This is a genomic window from Streptococcus dentiloxodontae, assembly GCF_053206925.1.
Map to the genome: position 1 here is coordinate 22,195 of NZ_JBRUHR010000017.1, position 25,706 is coordinate 47,900.

General features: G+C 42.0%; 27 protein-coding genes. 26 read left to right on the forward strand and 1 reads right to left on the reverse strand.

Features of this window, described 5'->3' with window-relative positions; translation table 11 throughout:
• Window positions 1–63 precede the first annotated feature (63 nt).
• The 3 genes from ACVRZ8_RS08340 to ACVRZ8_RS08350 are packed head-to-tail and all read left to right on the forward strand — an operon-like array spanning window position 64 to window position 1,863.
• Window positions 64–453 (forward strand): hypothetical protein, encoded by a 390-nt coding sequence (locus ACVRZ8_RS08340; RefSeq protein ID WP_447448858.1) that lies wholly within the window; start codon window positions 64–66, stop codon window positions 451–453.
• A gap of 43 nt (window positions 454–496) precedes the next feature.
• Window positions 497–1,063 (forward strand): nuclear transport factor 2 family protein, encoded by a 567-nt coding sequence (locus ACVRZ8_RS08345; RefSeq protein ID WP_447448859.1) that lies wholly within the window; start codon window positions 497–499, stop codon window positions 1,061–1,063.
• A 26-nt stretch (window positions 1,064–1,089) separates the two neighbouring features.
• Window positions 1,090–1,863, forward strand: coding sequence for an SDR family NAD(P)-dependent oxidoreductase (locus tag ACVRZ8_RS08350; protein WP_447448860.1), 774 nt, complete (start codon window positions 1,090–1,092; stop codon window positions 1,861–1,863).
• A gap of 154 nt (window positions 1,864–2,017) precedes the next feature.
• Here the strand turns inward: ACVRZ8_RS08350 and ACVRZ8_RS08355 are convergent, their stop codons facing one another.
• The gene (locus ACVRZ8_RS08355; protein WP_447448861.1) at window positions 2,018–3,391 is read right to left on the reverse strand and encodes an aminotransferase-like domain-containing protein; all 1,374 of its coding nucleotides are present in this window, start codon (window positions 3,389–3,391) and stop codon (window positions 2,018–2,020) included.
• A 123-nt stretch (window positions 3,392–3,514) separates the two neighbouring features.
• Between ACVRZ8_RS08355 and ACVRZ8_RS08360 the strand changes: the two genes are divergently transcribed.
• The 23 genes from ACVRZ8_RS08360 (at window position 3,515) to thrS (ending at window position 25,493) form a co-directional block, all read left to right on the forward strand.
• Window positions 3,515–4,483 (forward strand): alcohol dehydrogenase catalytic domain-containing protein, encoded by a 969-nt coding sequence (locus ACVRZ8_RS08360; protein ID WP_447448862.1) that lies wholly within the window; start codon window positions 3,515–3,517, stop codon window positions 4,481–4,483.
• A gap of 14 nt (window positions 4,484–4,497) precedes the next feature.
• Complete coding sequence (locus ACVRZ8_RS08365) at window positions 4,498–5,391, forward strand: alpha/beta hydrolase (protein ID WP_447448863.1); 894 nt, start codon at window positions 4,498–4,500, stop codon at window positions 5,389–5,391.
• A gap of 48 nt (window positions 5,392–5,439) precedes the next feature.
• Window positions 5,440–5,925, forward strand: a complete 486-nt coding sequence (locus tag ACVRZ8_RS08370) for a LytTR family DNA-binding domain-containing protein (protein WP_447448886.1) — start codon at window positions 5,440–5,442, stop codon at window positions 5,923–5,925.
• Entirely contained in the window at window positions 5,926–6,309 is a 384-nt protein-coding gene (locus ACVRZ8_RS08375) for a hypothetical protein (RefSeq protein WP_447448864.1), read from the forward strand. It abuts the gene before it with no gap.
• Between the two features lie 11 nt (window positions 6,310–6,320).
• Window positions 6,321–7,277: a ketopantoate reductase family protein gene (locus ACVRZ8_RS08380; RefSeq protein WP_447448865.1), complete on the forward strand. Its 957-nt coding sequence runs from the start codon at window positions 6,321–6,323 to the stop codon at window positions 7,275–7,277.
• A gap of 129 nt (window positions 7,278–7,406) precedes the next feature.
• Window positions 7,407–7,850 carry a MarR family winged helix-turn-helix transcriptional regulator gene (locus ACVRZ8_RS08385; protein ID WP_447448866.1) on the forward strand — a complete coding sequence of 148 codons (444 nt, stop codon included), beginning with the start codon at window positions 7,407–7,409 and terminating at the stop codon, window positions 7,848–7,850.
• Between the two features lies 1 nt (window position 7,851).
• Window positions 7,852–9,084 carry an acyl-CoA thioesterase/BAAT N-terminal domain-containing protein gene (locus ACVRZ8_RS08390; protein WP_447448867.1) on the forward strand — a complete coding sequence of 411 codons (1,233 nt, stop codon included), beginning with the start codon at window positions 7,852–7,854 and terminating at the stop codon, window positions 9,082–9,084.
• Window positions 9,085–9,369: 285 nt separating this feature from the next.
• Window positions 9,370–10,248 carry a mevalonate kinase gene (gene mvk / locus ACVRZ8_RS08395; RefSeq protein WP_447448868.1) on the forward strand — a complete coding sequence of 293 codons (879 nt, stop codon included), beginning with the start codon at window positions 9,370–9,372 and terminating at the stop codon, window positions 10,246–10,248.
• Window positions 10,230–11,162 (forward strand): diphosphomevalonate decarboxylase, encoded by a 933-nt coding sequence (gene mvaD, locus ACVRZ8_RS08400; protein ID WP_447448869.1) that lies wholly within the window; start codon window positions 10,230–10,232, stop codon window positions 11,160–11,162. The genes mvk and mvaD overlap by 19 nt, the downstream gene beginning before the upstream one ends.
• Complete coding sequence (locus tag ACVRZ8_RS08405; protein ID WP_447448871.1) at window positions 11,163–12,158, forward strand: phosphomevalonate kinase; 996 nt, start codon at window positions 11,163–11,165, stop codon at window positions 12,156–12,158.
• Window positions 12,155–13,162 (forward strand): type 2 isopentenyl-diphosphate Delta-isomerase, encoded by a 1,008-nt coding sequence (gene fni, locus ACVRZ8_RS08410; protein ID WP_447448872.1) that lies wholly within the window; start codon window positions 12,155–12,157, stop codon window positions 13,160–13,162. The genes ACVRZ8_RS08405 and fni overlap by 4 nt, the downstream gene beginning before the upstream one ends.
• 405 nt (window positions 13,163–13,567) lie before the next feature.
• Window positions 13,568–14,953 (forward strand): bifunctional UDP-N-acetylglucosamine diphosphorylase/glucosamine-1-phosphate N-acetyltransferase GlmU, encoded by a 1,386-nt coding sequence (gene glmU, locus ACVRZ8_RS08415; RefSeq protein ID WP_447448873.1) that lies wholly within the window; start codon window positions 13,568–13,570, stop codon window positions 14,951–14,953.
• Window positions 14,954–15,077: 124 nt separating this feature from the next.
• Window positions 15,078–15,530 (forward strand): LytTR family DNA-binding domain-containing protein, encoded by a 453-nt coding sequence (locus ACVRZ8_RS08420; RefSeq protein ID WP_447448874.1) that lies wholly within the window; start codon window positions 15,078–15,080, stop codon window positions 15,528–15,530.
• Window positions 15,520–15,978: a DUF3021 domain-containing protein gene (locus tag ACVRZ8_RS08425; protein WP_447448875.1), complete on the forward strand. Its 459-nt coding sequence runs from the start codon at window positions 15,520–15,522 to the stop codon at window positions 15,976–15,978. Before ACVRZ8_RS08420 ends, ACVRZ8_RS08425 begins: the two co-directional genes overlap by 11 nt.
• Window positions 15,971–16,798: an ABC transporter ATP-binding protein gene (locus ACVRZ8_RS08430; RefSeq protein WP_447448876.1), complete on the forward strand. Its 828-nt coding sequence runs from the start codon at window positions 15,971–15,973 to the stop codon at window positions 16,796–16,798. The genes ACVRZ8_RS08425 and ACVRZ8_RS08430 overlap by 8 nt, the downstream gene beginning before the upstream one ends.
• A gap of 1 nt (window position 16,799) precedes the next feature.
• A complete protein-coding gene (locus ACVRZ8_RS08435) occupies window positions 16,800–17,588 on the forward strand; it encodes an ABC transporter permease subunit (protein ID WP_447448877.1) in 789 nt (262 codons plus the stop codon).
• Window positions 17,589–18,123: 535 nt separating this feature from the next.
• A complete protein-coding gene (locus ACVRZ8_RS08440; RefSeq protein ID WP_447448878.1) occupies window positions 18,124–18,675 on the forward strand; it encodes an NUDIX hydrolase in 552 nt (183 codons plus the stop codon).
• A gap of 3 nt (window positions 18,676–18,678) precedes the next feature.
• On the forward strand, window positions 18,679–18,975 hold the full coding sequence (macP, locus tag ACVRZ8_RS08445) for a cell wall synthase accessory phosphoprotein MacP (protein WP_447448879.1): 297 nt from the start codon (window positions 18,679–18,681) through the stop codon (window positions 18,973–18,975).
• 56 nt (window positions 18,976–19,031) lie between these two features.
• Window positions 19,032–19,724: a 5'-methylthioadenosine/adenosylhomocysteine nucleosidase gene (locus tag ACVRZ8_RS08450; RefSeq protein ID WP_447448880.1), complete on the forward strand. Its 693-nt coding sequence runs from the start codon at window positions 19,032–19,034 to the stop codon at window positions 19,722–19,724.
• Between the two features lie 265 nt (window positions 19,725–19,989).
• Window positions 19,990–20,988, forward strand: coding sequence for an LTA glycolipid anchor biosynthesis glycosyltransferase, IagA/BgsA family (locus ACVRZ8_RS08455; protein ID WP_447448881.1), 999 nt, complete (start codon window positions 19,990–19,992; stop codon window positions 20,986–20,988).
• Window positions 20,989–21,101: 113 nt separating this feature from the next.
• Window positions 21,102–22,445, forward strand: coding sequence for a glycosyltransferase family 4 protein (locus tag ACVRZ8_RS08460; protein ID WP_447448882.1), 1,344 nt, complete (start codon window positions 21,102–21,104; stop codon window positions 22,443–22,445).
• A 490-nt stretch (window positions 22,446–22,935) separates the two neighbouring features.
• Window positions 22,936–23,334 carry a hypothetical protein gene (locus tag ACVRZ8_RS08465; RefSeq protein ID WP_447448883.1) on the forward strand — a complete coding sequence of 133 codons (399 nt, stop codon included), beginning with the start codon at window positions 22,936–22,938 and terminating at the stop codon, window positions 23,332–23,334.
• A gap of 206 nt (window positions 23,335–23,540) precedes the next feature.
• Window positions 23,541–25,493, forward strand: coding sequence for a threonine--tRNA ligase (thrS, locus tag ACVRZ8_RS08470; RefSeq protein ID WP_447448884.1), 1,953 nt, complete (start codon window positions 23,541–23,543; stop codon window positions 25,491–25,493).
• The last annotated feature ends 213 nt before the right edge of the window (window positions 25,494–25,706 follow it).

The following is a 25,706-nucleotide window of genomic DNA, read 5'->3' on the forward strand; positions in this document are numbered from 1 at the left end:
TGGTAGTATTTTTGGGATAATAGGTGTTGTCATGCTCGTTCCATCGTTTTTTTATTGGGTGCTGTGCTAACGCATGCGAATGGCAGTAATATTGCTGGGATTATATTGATTCCTCTTGGGATCATAGCACTTATCTTTTGTGGATTGGGGCTTGGCTTTCTCCTTAGCGGGAAAAAATCGAAGCAAAGACATTTGCAGTTGCAGCAAGAAGGCCAGTCTATTGAAGGAACCGTTACGGGTTATAAAAAAACACATCAAACCGTTCAAAACAGTGTGGGTCTTAAGTATTATCACAGATTGATTATTGAAGGAGGTGATGGAAATACCTACTATTCGCCATTGGAACAACTGTTAATCTTGGAACGTCTTTATCCCATTGGTAGTAAAATCAATGTCAGAACGCTTCCAGATAATCCAGCTATCTACGAAGTCGAAGCAGAGTTCTACTCTTAGTCAAGGAGATATGCAGTTTGAACGGTATATCAGGAGGAATCATATGACCGTAGCAGAAAAAATGTATGAAAATTGGCATCATTTTGCCAAAGAACGTGATACGGACGGGCTCATCAGCCTCTATGCAGAGGATGCCGAGTTCGAGTCTCCATTGGTTCCTATTATCATGAACCAAGAAAGCGGAGTGCTGACAGGCCATGCTCAAATCCGTGCCTTTCTGGAAGAAGGAACCCGCCGCAGACCAAATGAACTTGTGCGTTGGTATCGGGATGGCTCTTATTTGGCTGATGATAATCTGCTGGTTTGGGAATACCCGCGCCAAACACCGGATGGTGAGCAGGTTGATATTCTGGAGCTAATGGAACTAAAAAATGGCAAAATTCAGCGCCACCGCATTTACTGGGGCTGGTTTGGGACGCAAATGGGAGTGGGACAAAAATCGGGATTTCGTAGAAATCGATTTTGCAGTCCCACCCCCGCACAGTTGATTAGGGAGACCGCTATCACTTGCAAAGCAAGGGATAAGGACTTCCAATCAACCACTGCGTCAAACTGTTACGGCTATTTATATGACAGTCCTAGAGACTTTTGTCCCAGCCTTTCTGCATAGCACGAAACAAAAGGAGGAATAAACGGATGGTAACTTTACAAGAAAAAAATGCTGTTATTACAGGAGGCAGCGATGGTATTGGTTTGGGGATTGCGAAAGCCTTTGCCCAAAACGGCGCTAATCTCATACTGATAGGCCGCAATCCGGAGAAGCTGGCGTCGGCTCGCAGACAGCTAACAGCCTATGATGTCGAGGTGCATACGATAGAAGCTGATCTGGCTGATGTCAGTCAGGTGGAAGGGGCAGTAAGCCAGATTTTAGCGGTATTTCCGCAGGTGGATATTTTGGTCAATAATGCAGGGCTGGGTCGATTTATACCTTTTGCTGAGACGGACGAAGCTCTATTTGATGCTCATTTCAATCTCAATGTCAAAACGCCTTACTTTTTGACACAGAGATTACTGCCGCAATTGGAGGCTAGTCAAGGAAATGTCATCAATATTTCCTCCGGTTTTGCAGATAGAATGCTTCCGGGCCGCACGACTACTGCTTATTCGATGACCAAAGGCGCTCTAAATTCCTTTACTAAGTCCTTGGCCTTTGAAGTTGGTCCTATGGGTGTTCGGGTCAATGCCATTGCTCCGGGAAACGTTGAGACACCTCAGATGAACCGCAATCTGCAGGCTCTGCCTGAAGAGAAGCAGCAAGCTTTCCGTCAGATAGTTAAGGTGGTTTATCCCCTGCAGAAAATCGGCAGCAGCGAGGATATCGGAGAGGCAGCCGCTTTCCTCGCTTCCGATCAGGCCAAGTGGATCACAGGAACAGTGCTCGCCGTCGATGGCGGTCTGACGACAAATTAAGCCTAAAACGGCGCCGGCTGTCTGAAATGCTCGTTTTTGCTATCAACAGCTGCCTATAAACTTCAGGTGCCCTGTATCTCACTCCCTCAATCCTGCATCTTGGTTGATGCGGGATTTTTTGAGGGTTGAGCTATACTATAATGACGTTATGAAGTCATGAATCAAGCAAGCGTTTTAACAGATAGAGTCCTTTTTCCAGCTCTTCTAAGCTATCTGGTGAGCAGATGGCAATACGTAAAGCAGATTTATCAACAAGTCCCCCGACAAGAAAACGTTCAGCGCATAATACTTCAACACCGTTTTCTTTTGCGAGAGTTTCAAACTGGTAGCCATTCCAATGTGGGGGTAATGGTAACCATTGAAATAAGGAGAATGGATTAGAAGAAGCAGCTTCTGGAAAATGATGATAAAACAAGGTATTTCTTTCTTGGGATAATTGCCTTTTTTGGGTTATGGTGATGTCTGCCTGACCACTTAAGATAAGATTGCTTGTGATGTGAGCATTTAGCGGAGAAGGAGAACCATTAATAACGTTAGAGGCCTGATGGATTTCATGAATAAGATAATTAGGAACCAGCATATAAGCTATCCGTAAACCAGCAAATAGAGCTTTCGATAAACTGTGTATATAAACAGACTGGTTAGGAATTAGTGTTGATAAAGCTGGCAGTCTTTCATAATTTGTAAAAGCATAGGCGTCATCTTCTATTAACAGAAGGTGATTTTTTTCAATTACGGATGCAATTTCCAGTCTTCTTTCCAGTGTGATGGTTGTCCCTGTTGGATTGTTAGAAGTCGGAATAAGGTATAGACCTTTGATTTTTTGCTGACGGCACTTTTTTTGTAAATCTTCTGTGATAATTCCCTTTTCATCAGAAGCCACTGGGATAAGTTCAATCTTAAAGCGTTGGGCTAAAGCAATAAAATTCGTGTAAGTAAACATGTCAGCGGCTATTTTGTCACCTGGCTTAAATACTGTCAAAAATAACAATAGCAGAGCATTTTGTGTACCAGAAGTTAGAAAAAGGTTTTCACTGTCAGCGTTGATTTGAATATTTTTCAGCCATTGCTGAGCTGTGGCCTTGTGCTGTTGAATGTCCGTATCTCTGCCAAATTCAAAAAGGTCATCAACAGTCTGACTTTGTAAAATTTGTCTCGAAATGTCAGATACAATATGATTGAGTTGATAATAAGGCCGCATATTCCCTAGAGGAATGAGAGATTCGCTTTTTTGTAAGGAAGCTAAGGGTCGTATTTTATTAGGAGAGACAAACGTTCCTTTCCCGATAATGGCATAAATCAGCCCCTTTTGTTCACAGAGTTTAAGTGCTCTTGTTACGGTACTCAGATTGATATCTAAAAAATCAGCCAGTTCGCGTTGAGGCGGTAATTTGGTTTCAGCACTTAAGCGTCCCTCATTAATATCTTTTTCTAGCAGTTCAGCTAGCCCAAGATAGAGTGGCAATTTTAGCAGTTGCTTGTCTGGTTTCCAAGTCATTGGATAATGTTCAAATGAATTAACAGACATGATGTTTCTCCTCAAAATTGTCTTGCCTACATTTTTCCCAGTTTAAAGGAAGAATTTTATTTTATAATGAAATTGTATGGTTTGTACCATTTTATCATATTCTAAAGAAAAGGAGGGTGACAGATGAAAGCAGTCTATCTTCAGGAAACAGGGGCTCCGTCAACTATCATTATTGATGATTTGCCGATTCCTAGAGTAATACCAAAATCTGTCTTAATTAAGGTTGAAGCTGCTTCTATCAACTATGTGGATACATTCATCCGTTCGGGGCTTTATCAGACGGACTTGCCTAAACCTTATATTTTAGGGAGAGATGCTATTGGTCAAGTTGTAGAAGTTGGTGAAGCTGTGACAAAGTTTAACATAGGCGATACGGTTTGGACAAACAGTATGGGGTATGATGGCAGGCAGGGTATTACCAGCGAATACGCGCTAATCCCAGAAGAACGGCTTTTTCCTGCCCCTCAAACGATTTCTCCACTAAAATTAATTGCGGCGGTCCATTCTGCAGCGACGGCAGCAATTATTCTAAAAGATGTGCTGAGGGTTCATAAACAGGAAAAAATTCTGATTGGAGGGGCTGCTGGTCACGTTGGCAGCAAGTTAGTTTACCTTGCTAAAAAAAGGGGAGCAGAGGTAGTAACAACCTCTCGTACAGAAGATTTTTCTAAATTAAAATCCCTTGGCAGTTCGGCTTGTTTCAATTATCACGACCAGAAACTTTATAAAAAATTGAAAAGCCTGCATCCTTCTGGGTTTAATCACGTGATTGATACATCAGGAAAAATGCCATTGCAAATGAGCTGCGGTTTACTTGCTTTAGGCGGCGTCATTGGTCTAGTGACAGCACCCAAAAACAGCTCGTTTGATAGCAGAGCATTTTATATGAATTGTCAGCAAATAAAAGGTTTTGTCATTAGCCATGCTAATTTAAAGCAGCTACAGGAAGCAGGAACCATTTTAAACGATGCTTTTGAAAGGGGGCAGTTGCTGGAAGAAGATATGGTTATCAAAAAATTTGACGAAGCAGCGGAGGCTCATCAATTAATGGAAGACAAAAAAGAAAAACGTAAAATCATTTTAGTACCTTAAAGGAGGATAAGAAAATGAAAATTAAGACATCACCTCTCTGGAAAGACGAGCGAAAGTCAGAGGTCACTTACACGGCTTACCTCGTCGAAAAAACACCAGATATTAAAAACAAAAATCCTCGTCCAGCTGTTATTATTTGTGGTGGCGGAGGCTTCTTCAAAGTAACCGATAGGGAAAAGGAGCCTGTCGCACTTTATTTCCTTAATAAAGGCTTTCAAGCTATCACTCTTGATTATACGGTCGGAAAAGACAGTGCTTATCCTAAGCCTCTTTACGATTTAGCCAAAATGCTTTTAGTCGTTAGAGAAAATGCTCAAAAATGGAATATTGATGCTGAAAAAGTTATTTTTATTGGTTTCTCAGCGGGAGCTACTCATAGTGCTTTTTTAGCAAATAGTTGGAATGAGCCATTTTTACAAGAGTATTTTAATGATCCGGGGGAAGCTTTGAGACCGAGTCTGGTAATTCTATCCTATCCTTTATTGGATTTTCAGTATCAATATGAACAAATTATGATTGATCCAGACAAAGAACAACCAACAAGCCTGTCGCCAATGCCTAAGATAGACTTTTTGACGGGTGCTTTGAAAACAGTCGTCGGTAAGGAATTGACAGTAGAAAATTTGGAGGAATACAGTCCCATAGAGCATATTTCTCCAAATACTGTCCCAACCTTTATTTGGGGCATGCAAAATGATGATTGTATCTATAATAATGCTCTTTTGGAGTATGCCAAGCGACTGAAAGATAATGGCGTCTTTTATGAACTTCATATGTTTGCAACAGGGGAGCATGGTTTATCCGTGATTAATAGCAACACACAAGCAGAATTTTCCGATTATGAAGAGTTAGGCATTTGGAAAAAATTGTGCATGCACTTTATTAACCAAGTTTTGAACTTAAAATAAAGAAAAATTGTGTTTGTATCTCACTCCCCCGATCCTGCATCTTGGTTGATGTGGGATTTTTTGCTGAAAAAGCTGTGCTATAATGGCAGTATGAAATTACGAATCAAGCAAGACAGCAAGTATAAAGAATTAGAAATTCATCTCAAATACGGTCAGAAAGACAAGCTGACTGAGCGGATTCTGTCTTTTTTGGAAACGGTAGATCGGCAGCTCAGCTGTTATCAGGATGATGAGGAACATCTGGTTAATGTGTCGGACATTTACTATATCGAAAGTGTAGATAAAAAAACGTTTGTTTATTTGGCGGATAGGGTTTATCAGACGGATTTACGGCTCTATCAGCTCCTAAATGATTTGAGCAGCAGCGGTTTCGTTCAGATCAGTAAGGCCTGTTTACTCAATGTCAATGTTCTGGAAAGTATTCGGCCGCTCTTTAACAGCCGCATGGAGGCAACTTTGTTAAATGGTGAGAAGGTCATTGTCAATCGCCGCTATTTGACTACTGTCAAAGAAGCCCTGAAAGGAAGCCGATAAATGAAAAAAGTCATCACAAATATTCTAGCGACAACCGCTATTTCCTTGATTTTATTAGCCTTCTTTGCCATTTATTTTCGAGCAGAATGGCTCTTGCTGGTCACCATTTTCCAAGTGTTCTTGGTCAATATTTTGATTCATTTGGCGTTGCTGATGAGGCAAAAATGGGAAATTCAGCGAGAAATCATAGGCAGCAGTTTTGACCTTGTCATTATTGAGGGGATTATCTGTGGTCTCAGTTTCCCTTTCCACTGGAATGCCAGCCTCTGGGTGCTTTTGTTCATCGGATTGTTTGTCTACCTGATGTCCCGTCTTTTAGATCTTTTCTACTTAGGGCAGGAAGCGCAGGAAATTAATCAGCTTATTCAAAAGCGCAGACCGTAAGGAGAAGTAAAATGAAAATTCTAGTAATAGGTTTGGGAACAATTGGCAGCATTTATGGGTATGCCTTTCAAAAGGCAGGACATGAAGTGGAGCATTACCTCAGAAAGGACAGTCCCAAAGCTGCTGTCAAGCAACTTCAAGTGGACTTGCTGGATGGGCGGGCTGAGAAAGCTGGCCTCCAAAGCAGTGATGTTTACCAAGTCAAGTATTGTTCAGCAAAGCATTACGATTTCATCTTTGTTAGTGTTCCATCAGGCAGGGTTAGCAATGTCATAGACAGTTTAACAGCAGATGGTATTTCAGGAACGCTGCTTCTTGCCTGTGGCATTTGGGAAGAGCGTACTTATATTGAAAAATTAGTAAAGGGACGCCCTTATATTTTAGGCTATCCCGTTGCTGGTGGCAATATCGTGGCTAATAAGTTGTCTTGCTGTCTTTTTGATCATTTCATGCTAGAAAGAGAAGAAAAAGCAGCCATTCCTAACTATCAGGAGTTAGTGCAGCTCTTTGCGGATTGTGACATAAAACTGGAACAGCCCTACGATATGTTGGAATGGATTTGGCTGCATATGGCCATTAATGCTGCTGTTATTTCAGTCATGGGTAAGTCTGAAGATGTCAAGGATACGACTGCGGCAGCAGAAAAGCTCATGGACTCCACCCATTATTTAAAAATTGCGGTCAAATCTATTCGAGAGACCTCGCAGATTGTAACTAGTCGAGGGGTCAATCTAAAGCATTATAAAAATGAGCTCTTAGCCTATAAATTACCGACTATCATTTCTGCTCCGCTTATGAAACGCATGTTTGCTAAAAAGGCCTTGACTCGCAAAATCATGACCTTGCATGGGAACACTCAAGACCTACTCTTTGTCTGTAAATGCCTTTATGACAGCGGTCAGGCTGCTGGTATTGAAGCGCCGCATTTCTATCAAGCTTATGAAGCCATTTTAGAGAAAATAAATTAATCGTCTCAAGCCATGGTTGTCACTGGTCAAATTAATACTGATAAAAGTCATCTGATGATGGCTTTTTAAGTTGACAGTCTGCCTTTTTCTTGTTATTGTTAATACACTTAACAATAACGGGGTATCTTTATGACTTATCAATCATTTTTAGAGCGAAGTCAGGTATTTTTGGAGAAATACAGAGACTTAGAATACAAACAGCACCGTATAGAAGGACTTAATTTTGCAGAAGTTCAGACCATTGTTCTTATCGCCCGTCAGCCTCAGCTCACCTTGGCTGATATTGCCAGAGAAAGAGGAATAAGCCGCAGTGCTGTTACGCAATTAATTAAGAGACTGGAGCAGAAGGGCTGCATCAGGAAAGTTCCCATTGATGATAAACGTTTTAATTTAGAGCTAACTCGGCAGGGGCAAGCTATTTATCAGGAGCATCAAAAGCAGCATGATTATATCAATGAACAGCTGCAAATTATTTTTGAGCAGTACCCAGAGAAATTTTTGACTAATCTATCTGAGTTAATGGAGGCTGTTGAGACTCTTTGGGATTCTCTGCCGTGGAACGAGGAGTTATAAGATGTCTTGCATTTTTTCAATAGAAGATCCCACACAGCTGGCAGACAGTCCTTTGACGATTATTATTGATCATCTGCCGCTTCTTACTGAAGTCAGGCTGGTGCTGGAGCTAGAAGATTATTACTGTATCAATGCACCTCAAAATCTTGCCAAAAGTGTTAAGTGGCAGTCTTCAGCTGTTTTTTTGACGGATCATCATGGTCGGTTGGATGTGACACAAAGTCCAGCGCTTAAGGGAGACTATACTGGTGTCAATGCTATGGGACTGTTTGAGACTGCTCGGCCTCAAAAGACAACAAGGGTTAGACCTGAAAAGACTTTTGAAGCGATTGCTTTAAATGATCACTTTTCCTGCAGACTGAGTGTTTTTCAAGGCAGAAAGAAGTTAGGACAATATTCATTTAAAAGGTACTATCTCCAAAAGGGCTGGTCGGTTGAAACGGTTTCTTTGCAATACGCCAAGGCCAGACTTTTTTACCAAGAAAACTGGCGTAATCGTCCGGCTGTTATTGTCCTAAGCGGCAGTGAAGGCGGACTTGAAAAAGCTCAGAATATCGCTCAGCTATTATCCAGCAGAGGTTTTGTTGCTATGGCTGTGGCCTATTTTGGTTTGGAAGATTTGCCATCGGATTTGAATGCTATTTCTTTGGAAGTCATCGAGGAAGCTCTTCATTATTTGGCAGGCTTGGCAATGGTTGATGAGGAGAGGATTGGTATTTATGGCAGATCCAAGGGAGCTGAGTTTGCCTTGCTGGCAGCTTGTCATTTCTCAAAGCTTAAGGCCGCTGTACTTAATTCTCCAACAGACTGTGTTTATGAAGGACTAAAAGGAAGAAGAAATGCTGGCTGTTCCTCTTGGACTTATCAAGGTAGGGAGATTCCTTATACAGCTTTTCAGTGGCGGCATTTTTTGTCGTCCTATGTTTTGGGACGAAACTGTTTGGTAAAGAATCCCGCCAGTCTTTTGCCGGTAGAGTCTATCAAGGCTTCTGTATTACTTATCGCCTCGTCGCATGATGAGGTTTGGGATTCCTATAGCGCAGCTATTGACCTAATGACAAAGATGCAATCTGCTAAGCCGCTTCGTCTTTTGATAACGCCGCATCTAGGGCATATGAATACCATCAGCTATCAACCAAATCTTAGGTATAAAAACACTTCACCTTTTTTGATTCATGAGGATACCAGAATGAGCTGGCAGGCGACGATTAAACATTTTGAGGAAGCTTTATAATATCAGATTGTCTGTTCTTTTGGGTGGCGTCAATTGCTATGATTACTGACTGTGACCTGCACTGGTTTTAAGAGAAGTGCCTTATAGCTAATGGAAGCAGCTTTAACAATTCTATGGCTGTAATGGGCTTGTATCGTTTCATTTTATGTTTTTATATAATATACTGCAGTACTTCCTGTCGGATTTTTTTGGCTGTTATTTTCAGGAAAAATGATTTGGGGGTGCATTTCCAAGCAATTTACGCTAAAATGGATAAGGATAAAAAAATTGGAAACGACTTAGATTATGGTGAAGAAAATAGGTGTGGGAAAAGCCCACAGTAAGATTATCTTAATGGGAGAGCATGCGGTGGTCTACGGACACCCAGCTATTGCATTGCCCTTAAAGGATATTGAGGTGACCTGTCAGATTTTGTCTGCAGACAAGCTCTTGGTCATGAAACCTCAGGATCCTCTGACAACAGCCATCTTTGCGGCTCTCCAATATCTGGAAATCAAGAACCAGCCTATTAGTTATGCTATTTCATCTATGGTACCCGAAAAACGGGGGATGGGCTCATCAGCAGCAGTGGCCATTGCGGCTATTCGGGCGGTTTATGATTATTTTGATCAGGAGCTGGATCAAGAGACTTTGGAAATGCTGGTCAATCAGGCTGAAATTATTGCCCACATCAAACCCAGCGGACTGGACGCAAAGACTTGCCTGAGTGATCGTGCCATTAAATTTATAAAAAATGTTGGTTTTGCTGATCTGGCTATTGATATGGATGCTCATTTGGTCATTGCAGACACAGGTATTCATGGGCATACACGCCAAGCGGTGGAAAAGGTTGAAGCTCAGGAAGAAAAGGCTCTGCCTTATTTAAATGGTCTAGGCCAGCTTACTCTAAAAGCCGAAAAAGCCTTGGAGGCTAAAGATGCAAAGGCTCTGGGAAGTATCATGACGACAGCTCACCTTCTTTTGACTGAGCTTGGAGTATCTAGTCCAGAAGCTGACAATTTGGTTGCCACTGCCCTAAGCTACGGTGCCCTAGGTGCTAAGATGTCTGGCGGCGGCTTAGGAGGCTGTATTATTGCTCTGACCAAAACCAGTTCAGAAGCGCATGCCATTGCTCAAAAATTAGAAGAAAAAGGAGCCATCAACACGTGGATAGAAAGCCTGTAAGTGTCAAATCATACGCTAATATCGCCATCATCAAATATTGGGGGAAAGCTGATGCTGTTAAGATGGTGCCAGCCACTTCAAGCATTTCGCTGACTTTAGAAAATATGTACACTGAGACCAAATTATCTTTTTTGAATGAAGCTAAGAGCGATCTCATGTATATTGATGATACCCTTCAGGGTGACAAGGAAACGGCCAAAGCATCTAAGGTTTTGGATCTTTTTCGGACAGATCCCAGCCAGTATGTCAAGATTGAAACGTGGAACAATATGCCGACAGCTGCAGGGTTGTCATCTAGTTCGTCAGGCTTATCTGCTTTGGTTAAAGCGGCTAATTTGCTCTTTGAAGCTGGCAAAAATCAAACAGATCTGGCACAGCTTGCAAAATTCGCATCAGGTTCGGCCTCACGTTCTTTCTTTGGTCCTCTGGCAGGCTGGGATAAGGATACAGGGGAAGTTTACTCTGTAGCAACTGATCTCAAATTAGCCATGATTATGCTCGTCATCAATGATCAAAAAAAGGCTATTTCCAGCCGCGAAGGAATGAAATTATGCGCAGAAACCTCAACATCATTTTCAGAATGGGTGGAGCAATCAAAACAAGATTATAAAGATATGCTGGCTTATCTCAAGGCCAATGATTTTGAAAAAGTCGGTGAATTGGCAGAAAAAAATGCTTTAGCCATGCACCAGACAACGAAGACAGCCAATCCTAGTTTTTCCTATCTTACCGAGAGCTCTTATACTGCTATGGACAGAGTTAGAAAGTTGCGTAAGGAAGGCCATCGCTGTTACTTTACCATGGATGCTGGACCAAATGTTAAGGTGCTCTGTCTAGAAGAAGATTTAGCAGATTTAGCAAAACAATTTGCCCAAGATTACGAGATTATCGTATCTAAAACAAAGGAACTCTAAATGACAAAGACAATTCAAGTTCAAACCGGCGGCAAACTTTATCTGGCAGGGGAATACGCAGTTTTAACAGTGGGTCAGACTGCTTTGATTCAACACATTCCGATCTATATGACCGCACAGATTAAACCAGCAGCGGCAATGCGTTTATGGTCAGATATGTTTGATTATTCAGCAGGACGAGAACCCGATGCAGGCTATCAGCTGATTCAGGCTTCGGTTGAGACATTTGAACATTATCTGGGGCAAGAATTAGAGCCCTTTGAGCTTTCAATTACAGGAAAGATGGAACGAGATGGCCTCAAGTTTGGCATTGGCTCCAGCGGTAGTGTGACCGTTTTGACTATAAAGGCTCTTGCTGCCTATGCTGAGGTGCATTTGTCAGCGGATCAGCTTTTTAAGTTGGCCAGCTACACGCTTTTAAAGTTGGGCGATAACGGTTCTATGGGGGACATTGCCTGTATTTCTTATGCAGATTTGGTTGCCTACCGTTCTTTTGACCGCAGGGAAATAGCAAAGCTGATTGAGACCGCTTCGCTAAAGGAGGTTTTGGCAACTGATTGGAATTACCAGATTGATGTGATTGAACCTGCAGTTGCCTGTGACTTTTTAGTTGGCTGGACGCGTCAGCCGGCTATTTCCAAGGATATGATTAATCAGGCCAAGTCAGCTATAAACCAGACGTTCTTATCGGAAACAGAACAAGAAGTCCAAAACATCAAAAAAGCTCTGCAACTTGGAGATGCTTGTGCTGTAAAAGCAGGACTTGAACACGTCAGTGACCTGTTAATCAGCCTTAGCTCAGCTATTTACATTGATAAACTAAAGGCGCTCAAGGAAGCTGCGCATGGTTTAGATATAGTGGCCAAATCATCGGGGTCTGGCGGCGGTGACTGCGGCATTGCCCTGAGTTTTAACCCAGCAGACAGCCAAGAGCTGATTAAACGCTGGCAAAACGCCGGCATTGAGCTGCTATATAAGGAAAGGTGGGGAACATGACCAACCGTAAAGACGACCATATCAAGTATGCCCTTAAGTATGAGGCGCCTTACAACAGCTTTGATGATCTGGAGCTGGTTCAGACGTCTCTTCCTCGTTACGATTTGTCTGAGATTGACTTAAGCACCCATTTTGCCGGTCAAGACTGGGATTTTCCTTTTTATATTAATGCTATGACAGGCGGTTCCAAAAAAGCTGGCGCTATTAATCGCAAACTAGCTGAAGTCGCTGCAAGAACGGGAATTTTGATGGTGACGGGCTCCTACAGCGCAGCGCTGAAAAATGACTATCCAGATTCTTATGACTTTCGTTCTGATTTTCCCGCTCTTAAGTTAGCGGCTAATATTGGTTTAGACAAGTCTATTGACTTGGGACAGCAAACCGTGACAGCATTACAGCCGCTTTTTTTGCAAGTACATGTCAATCTGATGCAGGAACTGCTGATGCCAGAAGGTGAGCGTCATTTTCGAGCGTGGAAGCAACATCTGAAAGATTATGCTCAGCAGATTGAAGTACCCCTTGTTCTTAAGGAAGTAGGCTTTGGCATGGATGTAAAAACGATTCGTTATGCTAAAGAACTGGGACTTGAGACCTTTGATCTGTCGGGGCGCGGCGGTACCAGTTTTGCTTATATTGAAAATAGCAGAGCTGGGAAACGCAGTTACCTCAATGATTGGGGGCAAACGACAGTACAAACACTCTTATCCGCACAAGAGCTGCGCGATAACACGGAACTTCTTGCTTCGGGTGGTGTCCGTCATCCTTTAGATATCATAAAATGTTTGGTATTGGGAGCTAAAGCAGTCGGCCTATCAAGAACAATGCTCCAGCTTGTCGAAAACCATTCAGCAGACACCATTGTGGCTATTGTCAACGGCTGGAAAGAAGACCTTCGTCTTATCATGTGTGCCTTGGGCTGCCGAACTCTGTCAGAGCTCAAGCAAGTAGACTATATTCTTCATGGCAAACTGGCACAGACCAAATTTGTGAAACAAAGTAAATAATCTTGATAAGGTTGGGCAAAAAGTCCAACCTCTTTAATTAGAGTTCGTTTTTACATCATAAGATAGTGCTTGGGACTCAAAACGTCCAGTGAACGTGAGGTAGCCAAGTGGTTTTAGCTAACCTAGAGTTTCCCTGCACAGTTCATTAGGCACTTCAGAGCCCTCAACCACTGTTGAATGGCAGTTTTGTTCGTATTTTATGCTTTTGATTTGATCTAATTTGAGGTCCAATTTCACTTGACTTTATCTGCCAGCTCAAAAGATCCCTCAAATCTTTTGAGCTATGCGGGGGGCGGGAAGGCAAACTCTTTTGTTAGTTGTTTGGTTTTTTCCCACTCTCATTTTTTCGTTCTTATCCAAAATATGGTATAATGAGACGATTTATTAATTTTATAAGGAAAAAATATGTCTAATTACGCAATTATTTTGGCGGCAGGTAAGGGCACTCGCATGAAGTCTGACTTGCCTAAGGTTCTGCATAAAGTTTCTGGTATTACCATGCTAGAACATGTTTTTCGTTCGGTTTCAGCGATTGATCCTGCTAAAAATGTGACGGTTATCGGTCATAAAGCAGAGTTGGTCAGAGAAGTCTTAGCCGATCAATCTCAGTTTGCCTTGCAAACGGAACAGTTGGGAACAGGCCATGCTGTTATGATGGCTGAAAAGGAATTGGCTGGACTGGAAGGACAGACTCTGGTCATTGCAGGTGATACGCCCCTGATTACGGGGCAAAGCTTACAGGATTTGATTACTTTTCACGTCAGTCACAAAAATGTCGCAACAATTTTGACTGCGACAGCTGAGGAGCCTTTTGGCTACGGTCGGATTATTCGCAATCAAAACGGCGAAGTTGTTAAAATTGTAGAACAAAAAGATGCTTCTGAGTACGAACAGCAGGTCAAAGAAATCAATACGGGGACTTATGTTTTTGATAATAAGCGTCTCTTTGAAGCTTTGAAAAATATTAATACCAACAATGCTCAGGGTGAGTATTACCTGACCGATGTTATTTCTATTTTTCGTGAAGCGGGGGAGAAAGTCGGAGCATTTGTCTTGCGTGATTTTGATGAAAGTCTAGGGGTTAATGATCGCGTAGCTCTGGCAACCGCTGAAAGTGTTATGCGCCGCCGTATCAATCAAAAACACATGCTTAATGGGGTTTCCCTCCAAAATCCTGAGGCGACTTATATTGATGTAGATGTTCAGATTGCTCCAGATGTATTGGTAGAAGCAAATGTCACGCTCAAAGGTCAGACTCAGATTGGAGCAGGCAGCATCTTAACCAACGGCACTTATATGGTTGATGCGACGATCGGATCTGGAGCAGTTATCACAAACTCTATGATTGAACATTCAACCGTTAAAGACGGTGTTACCGTTGGCCCTTACGCTCACATTCGTCCGGATTCAACCCTTGAAAAAGACGTCCATATTGGTAATTTTGTGGAAGTGAAAGGCTCGACGATTGGGGAAAATAGCAAAGCGGGTCATTTGACCTATATCGGAAATGCTGACGTTGGAACTGATGTCAACTTTGGTGCTGGCACCATCACGGTCAACTACGATGGCAAGAATAAATATAAAACGACTATCGGTGACTGTGTTTTTATCGGCAGCAATTCGACGCTGATTGCACCTGTGACAATTGGAGACCATGCTCTTACTGCAGCCGGATCAACTATCACAGAAGATGTACCAACTGACAGCGTTGCCATTGGCCGTGCTCGTCAGGTTAACAAAGAAGGCTATGCCGTTAAAAAACCACACCACCCTAGTCAAAATAAACATTAAACACAAACAGGTCTAATGGGCCTGTTTTTTATGTGCAAGTCAAAAGGGAATTTTGCAGCTTAGGCTTTGTTGCCTTGAGATTAATAAAGGTTTTGTTTATACTTTAATCCAAAGGAGACAATCAGTGAAATTAAGATTGGAAAAAATCACAGACGGTGAGGAAGAAATCCTCGTCCGTTACCGGAAGTACAGTCCAACGATTCAGGCGATTTGTGATTTGCTTGCGCAAGGTCAGGATAAAATTCTGGCCGCCAATGAAACGGGCCACACTTATATTAAGGTTGATGAGGTGCTTTATGCTGAAAGTGTTGACGGAAGGACTTTTCTGTACACAGCAGATGGTCTTTATCAGGTGAGCAGAAGTTTGAAAGACTTGGCCAGCTGCTATGCCAGCCATGGTTTCTTTCGCTGTGCTAAATCTATGGTGGTCAATATCTACAAGATTCAGTCATTCAAAAGTCAGGCTTATGGCCGGATTGAAGCTACTTTAGAGAATGGTGAGCATGTCCTTATCTCGCGCAAATATGCCAATAAACTCAGACAGGTCTTGCAGGAGGGAATGAAAGATGAAGACTAAGTGGTGGGAACGTTTCTTAAGTCAGGAAATTGCCAATGAATATAAGACAGCTGTCTATTGCTTTTGCGTCTATTTTTTCTATGCTGTTTACCAGCTCTTGCAGGGAAGAACAACAGCTAATATCTATTATTTAATCGAAATGGTTATTGCGGCCTATGTTATCACGCAGATTCAGGTTTTTTTATTTAAAAACTTTGATGAGGCCGATAGGTTAGCGAGAAGAGAGCTGCTTGGCTTAATCGTTTGTTCCTGCCTCTATGGTGCTGTTGGACAATGGCTGAGCTGGTTTGATGGCAATCTTCTAGCAGCTGCTTGCTTTATTATCTATGTGATGCTGGAATACCTGACTATTTTTATTGCCAACAAAATCAAACGCCATATTGACAGTAAGAAGCTTAACCAGCTTTTAGAGTCTTACAAAAAAGGGAAGGAGAGTCATCATGACTGAAACGGTTATTGATATCAAGCATTTGCGCAAATATTATGGCAAGCACATGGGTACAGAAGATGTGACCCTGTCAGTGCAAAAAGGTGAGGTCTTTGGCTTTTTAGGCTCAAATGGATCTGGAAAATCAACGACTATTCGTTGTCTCTTGGGGTTGATTAAGCCTAGTGGCGGACAGATGGCCTTGTTTGGCGGGCGCTGCAGCTCACTGACGGAAAGTCTCAATCATATCGGATACATGCCATCAGAAGCCATGTTTTACCCGCAGATGAAGGTTAAGGAGGTCATTGCTTTTGCGGCCAAGGCTAGGAAAAAGGATTGCAGCGCCGAAGCCGAACGGATTTGTCAGATTTTAGAAGTCCCTTTGGACAAGAAAATTCAGGAGTTGTCTCTGGGTAATCGTAAAAAAGTTTCTATTGTCTGCGCTTTGCAGCACCAACCGGAATTGCTTATTTTGGACGAGCCGACTTCTGGCCTTGATCCTTTGATGCAGGAGCATTTTTTCAAGCTGGTTCGGGAAGCTTGCGCAGCTGGCAGCACTTGCTTTTTGTCCTCGCATGTTCTCTCGGAGGTTAAGGCACATTGTGACCGCGCAGCTATTATCAAAGATGGGAAAATCCTCAAAATTGATACGCTTGAAAATTTGACGCGCAGCCAGTCCAAGCGCGTGACTGTCTGGAAAGGCGATCAGGAGGAGACCTTCTCTTTTACAGGCAGCAGCAGCGACTTGCTGAAGAAATTAGATAGCCTGCAGCCAGACGATTTCTTGGTAGAAGAGCCTTCTTTGGAAGACTTGTTTAGGCATTATTATGAGGAGGGTTAAGATGGTTTTGTTAAGACATGAATGTAAGCAAAATGTCAAGATCCTTGTGATTTGGTCTTTGGCAATCGGTTTAATCTGCTATGGCTGTATTCTGCTTTACCAGAGTTTAGCAGATAGTATTGCTGGTATAGCGGATACTTATGCTAAAATGGGTGATATGAGTAAGGCTATTGGTCTGGATAAGGTGAGTATTGCGACTTTAGATGGTTACTTTGCAACAGAGATTACCATCATGTTTGGACTTGGGGCGGGTATGTTTGCCAGTATGCTGGGAGTAGGAAGCTTGTCCAAGGAGGAAGAAGGACACACTAGCGAGTTTCTTTATACTTTGCCTCACAGCCGAATTGCGATTTTGGCTTGTAAATTCGTCAGTCTTCTTGTCATGCTAGTCATCTTTAATCTGGTGTGTATGAGCCTAGAAACCTTAGGGCTTTGCCAATCTGGGCAGGACTTTTCTATCAGACCTTTTCTGACCTATCATGCGCTGGCTTTTGTCATGCAGTTTGAGCTGACCAGTATCTGTTTTTTGATTTCAGCTTTGAGTCGTCGCAGACAGCTTGGTGCTGCACTGGGTTTGACGCTGCTTTTCTATGTTATGGACATGATGTGCCGCATTGTGCCTGATATTGATTTTCTCAAGTATTTCACGCCCTATTATTTTGCCAATGGGTCAGATATTTTCAGCAAGGTTGAGCTAAACAGCTGGTTGTTAGGCCTTGCACTAGCTGTCAGTGGTGTCAGTCTTATTCTTAGCTTTGCCATTTACCAAAAACGTGACCTAACCGCATAAAAACGGTCTTTTAGCAAAATTGTAGTAAAATCTAAGGCAGCAAAAGCTTGTATGTTTTTGGAGAATGACTATTTGGGTGCTAATTTTAAGTACTTAAAACCCTCTTTGTGGCTACTGAGTAATTTTAGTGATGACATTGCTTGCGCTCTTGATAAATATCCTTTGTTTGGTCATTGTACTTTTTCTGGTGATTGGAGTAGGAGATCTAGGTTATAAAGCCGATGATTCCCAAAAATATGAGATTGAATGCAGTGAGAATTGAGATCCTAAAACGGTTTTCTTCCTTTCATATAGAATTTTGTTACGATGATTGTATCGGTCTAGTACTGAGAAAAACGAAAGCTAGTAAAGTTGAAAGCTTTCACCCGTAATAAATTGACACTTCTTTAGCCTATATTGCAGTAAGATTTTAGGTGGTTGACTATTAAAAAAAGTCTTGATGAGTCAAGGCTTTTTTGATAATTACCTGAAAATGGCAATTCTAACCAAAATATAGTAAAATGATAGGGTATAGTCTGGATGAAAGGGCTCAATCATGGATTTTGAAGAAAAAACGCTGCAGCGCAAAACAATTTTTGAAGGCCAGGTTTTTAAGGTGGCTGTTGATGATGTGGAATTGCCAAACGGCTTAGGACAAGCTAAGCGTGAGCTGATTTTTCACAATGGGGCGGTGGCTGTTTTAGCAGTTACCAAGGAAAATAAGCTGATTTTGGTCAAACAGTACCGCAAGGCCATTGAGACGGTCTCTTACGAAATTCCCGCAGGTAAGCTGGAAATCGGTGAAAATGGTTTTGAAAAGGAAGCTGCAGAACGTGAGTTAGAGGAAGAGACTGGCTATCAAGGAAAGCTGACAGAGCTTTATTCTTTCTACACAGCTATTGGATTTTGCAACGAAAGAATCACTTTGTTTGCAGCGACTGAGTTGGAAAAGGTTGAACATCCCAGACCGATGGATGCTGATGAGACTATTGAACTTCTCGAGCTTAGCTATGAAGAGGCTTGGAGTCTCGTTGAAAATGGCAGCATACAAGATGCCAAGACCATCATGGCGCTGCAGTATTATGCTTTGCATTTTGGAGGGAAGTAGTATATGGGAAAGCCACTCTTGACAGACGAGATTATCGAACGTGCCAATCGTGGTGAGCAATTTTATGAAGACACACCAAGTACAGATTGGGACGAAGACAAACTTTATGTGGACTATCACGAACGGGATTTGATGGAGCAAAAGGGCTATCATGCAGCTAAGACAAATAAAGCTGACGTTTATAAGAGCCGCCGCATTGAGAATGCTAAGCGCGGACAGTTTCAAAAGAAACTTAACAAACTGCTCTTTTGGCTGATTATTCTGCTGATTATTCTCTTTGTTGCTGTCTTTTATTTGTAAAATGATAGCTGGGCTGCTTTTTCAGCGGCCTCTCTTTATTGGAAAAAGGTGCTTTTATGAAAATTGGAATTATTGCTGCTATGGAGCAAGAACTTACTTTGTTAGTAGATAAGCTGGAAGATAAAAAAGAAGTATCAGTTCTTGGCAATAGTTATTATACGGGAGTGATTGGCCGGCACGAACTTGTTTTGGTGCAGTCTGGTGTCGGTAAGGTAATGTCAGCTATGTCAGTAGCCATCTTAGCAGACCGTTTCGCTGTTGATGCTGTGATTAATACAGGCTCAGCCGGAGCAGCGGCAGAGGATTTGGCTGTTGGCGACGTGGTGGTGGCCTCTCAGCTTGCCTATCATGATGTTGATTTGACCGCTTTTGGCTATGATTATGGTCAGATGTCTATGCAGCCTCTCTATTTTGAGAGTGATCCCAATTTTGTTTCTGTTTTTGAAAATGTGCTGGCGCAGGCAGAGATAACTGCTCAAATAGGCCTGATTGCAACAGGAGACAGCTTCATTGCCGGTCGGGAGAAAATTGACGCTATAAAAACACATTTTCCGCAAGTATTGGCTGTTGAAATGGAAGGCGCAGCTATTGCTCAAGCAGCTTACAGTCTGGGCAAACCATTTATCGTTGTACGAGCTATGTCTGATACTGCAGCTCATGATGCCAATATTACCTTTGACCAGTTCATTATCCAAGCTGGAAAACAGTCAGCTCAAGTTCTTCTCTCCTTCCTCGAAAAACTAATCTAACCTATCTAAATACATCCAAAACACTGCCAAAAACAAATTGAGCTCAGGCAGAAAGGTTTTTAGTTGGCAAACAGTAGGTTGCAAACAGAGAAATTTTATACTAATTCATAAAGGCGATGCGACAGTCTCGCTTTTTTTATAGGTTTAATCTTGCAACTGTATAAAATAAGTTATCAGAGCGGATTATCATGGCTTTATCAGTACAGCAGACCTCTTTTAGCATTGCTACATGAAATTTTTTCCAAATTAAGCTATAATGGAGAGTATGAAAGTTTTACTTTACCTTGAAGGTGAAAAAACACTGAGTAAATCCGGTATTGGCCGTGCGATTAAGCATCAGGAACATGCTTTGAAGACCCAAGGAATCCCTTATACCATGAATCCGCATGAGGATTATGATATTGTTCATCTTAATACTTACGGTCTTAAGTCTTGGTTTTTGCTTAATAAAGCAAAGCATTCTGGCAAAAAAGTCATCATGCATGGGCATTCGACTAAAGAAGATTTTTTAAATTCTTTTATTCTGTCCAATCAAATCGCTCCCTTATTCAAGTGGTGGCTATGCCAGTTTTATAAACGGGCTGATGCTATTATTACGCCGACAGAGTATTCTAAAGGTTTGATTCAGTCTTATGGCATTGATAAGCCGATTTGGGCAGTTTCAAATGGTATTGATTTGGCCAAATATCAGACCAGTCCAGAAAAAGAGAGGGCTTTTCGCGATTATTTTGGTTTGACCAAGAATCAAAAAGTAGTGATGGGGGCAGGTCTTTATTTCCGCCGTAAGGGCATTGAGGACTTTGTCAAGGTTGCTGAAAAAATGCCAGATGTGACCTTTATCTGGTTTGGCTACCTTAATCTAGCCTTGGTTCCCTCTTATATTCGCAGGATTGTAAAAGGTGATCACCCTTCAAATGTTATCTTTCCCGGTTATATCAAGGGAGAGATTTATGAAGGTGCGATGTCTGGAAGTGATTGTTTCTTCTTCCCGAGCTTGGAGGAAACTGAAGGTATTGTAACTTTAGAGGCTTTGGCCAGTCATCAGCATGTGGTGTTACGAGATATTCCAGTCTATGAGGGCTGGCTGGATAGCAGAGCGGCTGAATTTGGAACAGATATTGATAGCTTTGTATCAGCTCTGCGCTTGGTTTTAGATGGTAAGAGTCAAAAAAGAGAAGCAGGCTATGCTGTTGCAGTTAGCCGCCGCATTGAAGCTGTAGCTCAGGAATTAGCGGCTGTTTACCATGCTGTTGAAAATTTATAGACAAAAACAGGGTTGAGTTTTAGTTTTAGAATGATGTGAAAGGATTGGGCAGGCTGTGCTTTTGCAGTCTCTGCCCGAGTTGCTGCTTGGCGGTTGGCTCATGGTGATTTAAGATGAGAATTGGTTTATTTACAGATACTTATTTCCCGCAGGTTTCAGGGGTGGCAACGTCTACACGCACACTCAAGGAAGAGTTGGAAAAAGCAGGACATGATGTTTTTATTTTTACAGCAACAGAAAAGGATTTGAAAGTAGATCCTGATCCAACTATTATTCGTCTGCCCAGCATTCCTTTCATTGCTTTTACGGATCGCCGTATGGTTTATTCAGGGTTAAATACAGCCTATAAGCTGGCTAAAGAGTATGAATTGGATATTATTCACACTCAGACCGAATTTTCTGTAGGAACGTTTGGTTATCTGATTGCCCGTGAGCTGGGGATTCCTGTGGTGCACACCTACCATACCCATTACGAAGATTATGTTCATTACATTGCTAAGGGACGCTTAATTAAGCCGAGCATGGTCAAATACTTTATCCGTTCGTACCTTAAGGAATATGATGCTGTTATCTGTCCAAGCCGCATTGCCCAAAACACCTTGGACGGTTATGAGGTAGAGATTACTAAACGTATTATTCCGACAGGAATTGAGCTAGATAAATATGAGCGCCCTGATATTACCCCAGAAGATGCTAAGGCTCTGCGCGACCAATTAGCTGTTGCCTCTGATGAAACTTTGTTGCTAAGTCTGTCGCGGATTTCCTACGAAAAAAATATCCAAGCGGTGCTTGCTAATCTGCCTGAGGTTCTTAAACAAAATTCCAAGGTGAAATTGGTTATTGTGGGAGATGGTCCTTATCGTAAAGACCTAGAAGAGCAGACCCATGAATTGGGCTTAGAAAAGCATGTTATTTTTACAGGCATGGTGAAACAGGAAAAGACTGCTCTCTATTACAAAGCAGCAGATTTCTTTATTTCAGCTTCGACCAGTGAGACACAAGGGCTGACTTTCCCAGAAAGTTTGGCCAGCGGTACACCGATTATTGCTCAGAACAACCCTTATTTGAACGATTTAATTGACGATCCTATGTTTGGTTTGCTGTACCAAAAAGAGTCTGATATGGCGTCAGCGATTTTAGATGCCATCAGTTTTAAAACACCAAAAGATGATAAAAAGTGGCAGGAAAAACTCTACAGTATTTCAGCGGAGCATTTCGGCAAAGAAGTTTATGAGCTTTATCTGGATGTCAGCATTTCCAAGGATTATCACCGTAAACCCAGTCTGTTTATTCGTGAAGGAGCTCCTAGGGGAGCAACACGTATTAAAGTGATTCGCAATACAACGCATGTTCCGGCCGCTTTAGCAAGACAGACAGTCAGGGCTTCCAGACGCGTGATGACAACGCCTAAGCGGCTGATTGACCGTATTTGGGATGTCTTTGAAGACGATGAATGATGTGTCATATTGTGCTGCTGATAATTGCAGTCTAATGTCACTTTTATCCTATGATTAATAGCAATGCTGATTCAAATCAGCATTGCTATTTTGAATTTTCTTAGCTATTTTAAAGAGTTTTATGGGACAGTATTGCAGGAAAATGGGAAATGTAATTTATGCAGTTGGAAACAAAGAAATTCTTGCAAGATGGCTCTGCCTTTGCTATAATAAGCAACGAAGATATGTTTAATGCTCTTTTGGCTTATAGAGAGTGCCTGGTTGGTGTAAAGGCACAGCATTGACGTTAAATACTCCTTCCTTGATTTTATGCAAACATAAAACGGTGGCGACGTTACAGCCAATCTGAGGTGTTAACAATTTTTTGTTGTACACGAATGAAGGTGGAACCACGTTGCGACGTCCTTTCGAGGAGGTCGCTTTATTTTGTCTAGAGGGGCTCTCTGAGCTAGTACTATAAGATGTTCTAGGTTTATCAGAGGAGGATACATTGAAAAAACTGAATGTCTTAGCTGTTAAAGTTAGTTTACTTTTACTTTTTCTTGGAACCTATTTATGGGCTTTAATATCTCTACTCCCATGGGGGACTGAATTGATTGTTGTTTATTCATTTTTCCTATTTATTCCCATGGCTCTGTACCTTGTGCCTTTTTACAGTTTGGTGATGCTTGCAAATAGTAGATTAATGATTAAGTTAGGTTATTTTGCTAGTTTAACCTCTTTCATCTACCTATTTAATGCCATAAGAGACTATCCTATAAAGCTTTATATGGATGGTTATATGCCTATGTATCAGTACCGTTCCATCATTCTATCTCTCATAAGCTATATCATAGCCTCTAATCTATTTTTTATATTTAGATTGAAAGAACTAAAACAGAAAGAATAAAGGAAATTCAGATCTGTTTTGGGATAAAGATTTTATTTAAAATAATTAAAAATAATATAGAAAGGAACTGAGGGCTTGTCCGTATTTGATTAACTGAATACGAGCTAGGGACTTTACGAAAAAGATAAATCTCATTTGAGTGCCAGTCACTCTGCTCAAATTTCTGATTTTCGCTTCGTCCTTTTAATGCCCTTTATATCTTAATTATGATAAACATTACTTTTCCAGATGGCGCTGTTCGTGAATACGCAAGCGGCGTGACAACTTTTGAAATTGCTGAGTCAATCAGCAAGTCCCTCGCAAAGAAAGCCTTAGCAGGTAAATTTAACGGCAAATTAGTGGACACAACGCGTGCTTTGACTGAAGATGGCAGCATTGAAATCGTGACACCTGACCATGAGGATGCTTTGCCAATTCTTCGTCACTCAGCTGCTCACCTCTTTGCCCAAGCGGCACGCCGTCTTTTCCCAGATATTCATTTGGGGGTTGGTCCAGCTATCGAAGATGGTTTCTATTACGATACAGACAATCAAGCAGGTCAAATTTCTAACGAAGATCTGCCGCGTATTGAAGAAGAAATGAAGAAAATTGTCAAAGAGAATTTCCCATCTATCCGTGAAGAAGTGACCAAAGATGAGGCGCGTGACATCTTCAAAAACGATCCATACAAATTGGAATTGATTGAAGAACATTCAGAAGATGAGGGGGGTCTGACCATCTATCGCCAAGGCGAATATGTCGATCTCTGCCGTGGTCCACACGTGCCATCAACGGGTCGTATCCAAGTCTTCCATTTGCTCAATGTAGCCGGTGCTTATTGGCGCGGGAACAGCGACAATGCCATGATGCAGCGTATTTACGGGACAGCTTGGTTTGATAAGAAAGATCTCAAAGCTTATCTCAAACGTTTGGAAGAAGCCAAAGAACGTGACCACCGTAAACTTGGTAAAGAGCTTGATCTCTTTATGATTTCCCAAGAAGTTGGTCAAGGTTTACCATTCTGGCTGCCAAATGGAGCAACTATCCGCCGCACACTAGAACGCTACATTGTTGATAAGGAAATCGCTGCAGGCTACCAACACGTTTACACACCGCCAATTGCCTCTGTTGATCTTTACAAGACATCTGGTCACTGGGATCACTACCGTGAGGACATGTTTCCAACCATGGACATGGGTGATGGCGAAGCCTTCGTTCTTCGTCCAATGAATTGCCCGCACCATATTGAGGTCTATAAGCACCATGTGCATTCTTATCGTGAGTTGCCAATCCGTATCGCAGAAATCGGTATGATGCACCGTTATGAAAAATCAGGTGCCCTGACTGGTCTGCAGCGTGTGCGTGAAATGTCATTGAATGACGGTCATACCTTTGTCACACCAGAGCAAATTCAAGATGAGTTTCAAAAGACACTTCAGTTGATTATTGATGTTTACGAAGATTTCAACTTGACAGATTACCGTTTCCGCCTATCCTACCGTGATCCTAAAGATACGCACAAATACTATGACAACGACGAAATGTGGGAAAATGCGCAAACCATGCTCAAAGCAGCCATGGATGACATGGAGTTGGATTATTTTGAAGCAGAAGGCGAAGCAGCTTTCTACGGTCCAAAATTGGATATTCAAGTAAAAACGGCTCTTGGTAATGAAGAAACCTTGTCAACAATCCAATTGGACTTCTTGCTTCCAGAACGCTTTGACCTCAAATATGTTGGTGCAGATGGTGAAGAACACCGTCCAGTCATGATTCACCGTGGTGTGATTTCAACTATGGAACGCTTTACCGCTATCCTGATTGAAAACTACAAGGGAGCTTTCCCAACTTGGTTGGCACCGCAACAAGTCACTGTTATTCCAATCTCAAACGAAGCTCACATTGACTACGCTTGGGAAGTCGCTAAAACGCTTCGTGACCGTGGTATCCGTGTCGAAGTGGATGAGCGCAACGAAAAAATGCAGTACAAGATTCGTGCCTCACAAACGCAAAAAATTCCTTACCAACTCATCGTTGGAGACAAAGAAATGGCAGACGGCACCGTCAACGTCCGCCGCTACGGCAGCAAAGCTACGCACACAGAAAGCATCGCAGAATTTACAGAAAACATTCTTAAAGATATTGAACGCAAGTCACGTCCAGAAGAAGACGTTAAATAAAGTAGCAGATATTATGACGAAAAAACAGGAAAACGATAATTTTCCCTGCTTTTTCGGCTCATTGTCAACTGTAGTGGGTGACTTATAACGGCTCTTTGTCAACTGTAGTGGGTGACTTATAACTAAGCACGAGAGAGAATCAGATTGGTTCTCTCTCTTTGCATGTTCAAAGCGATAAGAATTTTAGTTTTAAAGTTTTTGAAGTTTCGAAAG

What these genes read in the sequence shown, in the direction of transcription:
- ACVRZ8_RS08405 (WP_447448871.1), top strand. Translation starts at nt 11,163, where the DNA reads ATGACAAAGACAATTCAAGTTCAAACCGGCGGCAAACTTTATCTGGCA.
- ACVRZ8_RS08435 (WP_447448877.1), top strand. Translation starts at nt 16,800, where the DNA reads ATGGTTTTGTTAAGACATGAATGTAAGCAAAATGTCAAGATCCTTGTG.
- ACVRZ8_RS08345 (WP_447448859.1), top strand. Translation starts at nt 497, where the DNA reads ATGACCGTAGCAGAAAAAATGTATGAAAATTGGCATCATTTTGCCAAA.
- ACVRZ8_RS08425 (WP_447448875.1), top strand. Translation starts at nt 15,520, where the DNA reads ATGAAGACTAAGTGGTGGGAACGTTTCTTAAGTCAGGAAATTGCCAAT.
- glmU (WP_447448873.1), top strand. Translation starts at nt 13,568, where the DNA reads ATGTCTAATTACGCAATTATTTTGGCGGCAGGTAAGGGCACTCGCATG.
- ACVRZ8_RS08430 (WP_447448876.1), top strand. Translation starts at nt 15,971, where the DNA reads ATGACTGAAACGGTTATTGATATCAAGCATTTGCGCAAATATTATGGC.
- thrS (WP_447448884.1), top strand. Translation starts at nt 23,541, where the DNA reads ATGATAAACATTACTTTTCCAGATGGCGCTGTTCGTGAATACGCAAGC.
- ACVRZ8_RS08350 (WP_447448860.1), top strand. Translation starts at nt 1,090, where the DNA reads ATGGTAACTTTACAAGAAAAAAATGCTGTTATTACAGGAGGCAGCGAT.
- mvk (WP_447448868.1), top strand. Translation starts at nt 9,370, where the DNA reads ATGGTGAAGAAAATAGGTGTGGGAAAAGCCCACAGTAAGATTATCTTA.
- ACVRZ8_RS08460 (WP_447448882.1), top strand. Translation starts at nt 21,102, where the DNA reads ATGAGAATTGGTTTATTTACAGATACTTATTTCCCGCAGGTTTCAGGG.
- ACVRZ8_RS08365 (WP_447448863.1), top strand. Translation starts at nt 4,498, where the DNA reads ATGAAAATTAAGACATCACCTCTCTGGAAAGACGAGCGAAAGTCAGAG.
- fni (WP_447448872.1), top strand. Translation starts at nt 12,155, where the DNA reads ATGACCAACCGTAAAGACGACCATATCAAGTATGCCCTTAAGTATGAG.
- ACVRZ8_RS08380 (WP_447448865.1), top strand. Translation starts at nt 6,321, where the DNA reads ATGAAAATTCTAGTAATAGGTTTGGGAACAATTGGCAGCATTTATGGG.
- ACVRZ8_RS08375 (WP_447448864.1), top strand. Translation starts at nt 5,926, where the DNA reads ATGAAAAAAGTCATCACAAATATTCTAGCGACAACCGCTATTTCCTTG.
- macP (WP_447448879.1), top strand. Translation starts at nt 18,679, where the DNA reads ATGGGAAAGCCACTCTTGACAGACGAGATTATCGAACGTGCCAATCGT.
- ACVRZ8_RS08370 (WP_447448886.1), top strand. Translation starts at nt 5,440, where the DNA reads ATGTGGGATTTTTTGCTGAAAAAGCTGTGCTATAATGGCAGTATGAAA.
- ACVRZ8_RS08390 (WP_447448867.1), top strand. Translation starts at nt 7,852, where the DNA reads ATGTCTTGCATTTTTTCAATAGAAGATCCCACACAGCTGGCAGACAGT.
- ACVRZ8_RS08355 (WP_447448861.1), bottom strand. Translation starts at nt 3,391, where the DNA reads ATGTCTGTTAATTCATTTGAACATTATCCAATGACTTGGAAACCAGAC.
- ACVRZ8_RS08385 (WP_447448866.1), top strand. Translation starts at nt 7,407, where the DNA reads ATGACTTATCAATCATTTTTAGAGCGAAGTCAGGTATTTTTGGAGAAA.
- ACVRZ8_RS08455 (WP_447448881.1), top strand. Translation starts at nt 19,990, where the DNA reads ATGAAAGTTTTACTTTACCTTGAAGGTGAAAAAACACTGAGTAAATCC.
- ACVRZ8_RS08450 (WP_447448880.1), top strand. Translation starts at nt 19,032, where the DNA reads ATGAAAATTGGAATTATTGCTGCTATGGAGCAAGAACTTACTTTGTTA.
- ACVRZ8_RS08360 (WP_447448862.1), top strand. Translation starts at nt 3,515, where the DNA reads ATGAAAGCAGTCTATCTTCAGGAAACAGGGGCTCCGTCAACTATCATT.
- ACVRZ8_RS08440 (WP_447448878.1), top strand. Translation starts at nt 18,124, where the DNA reads ATGGATTTTGAAGAAAAAACGCTGCAGCGCAAAACAATTTTTGAAGGC.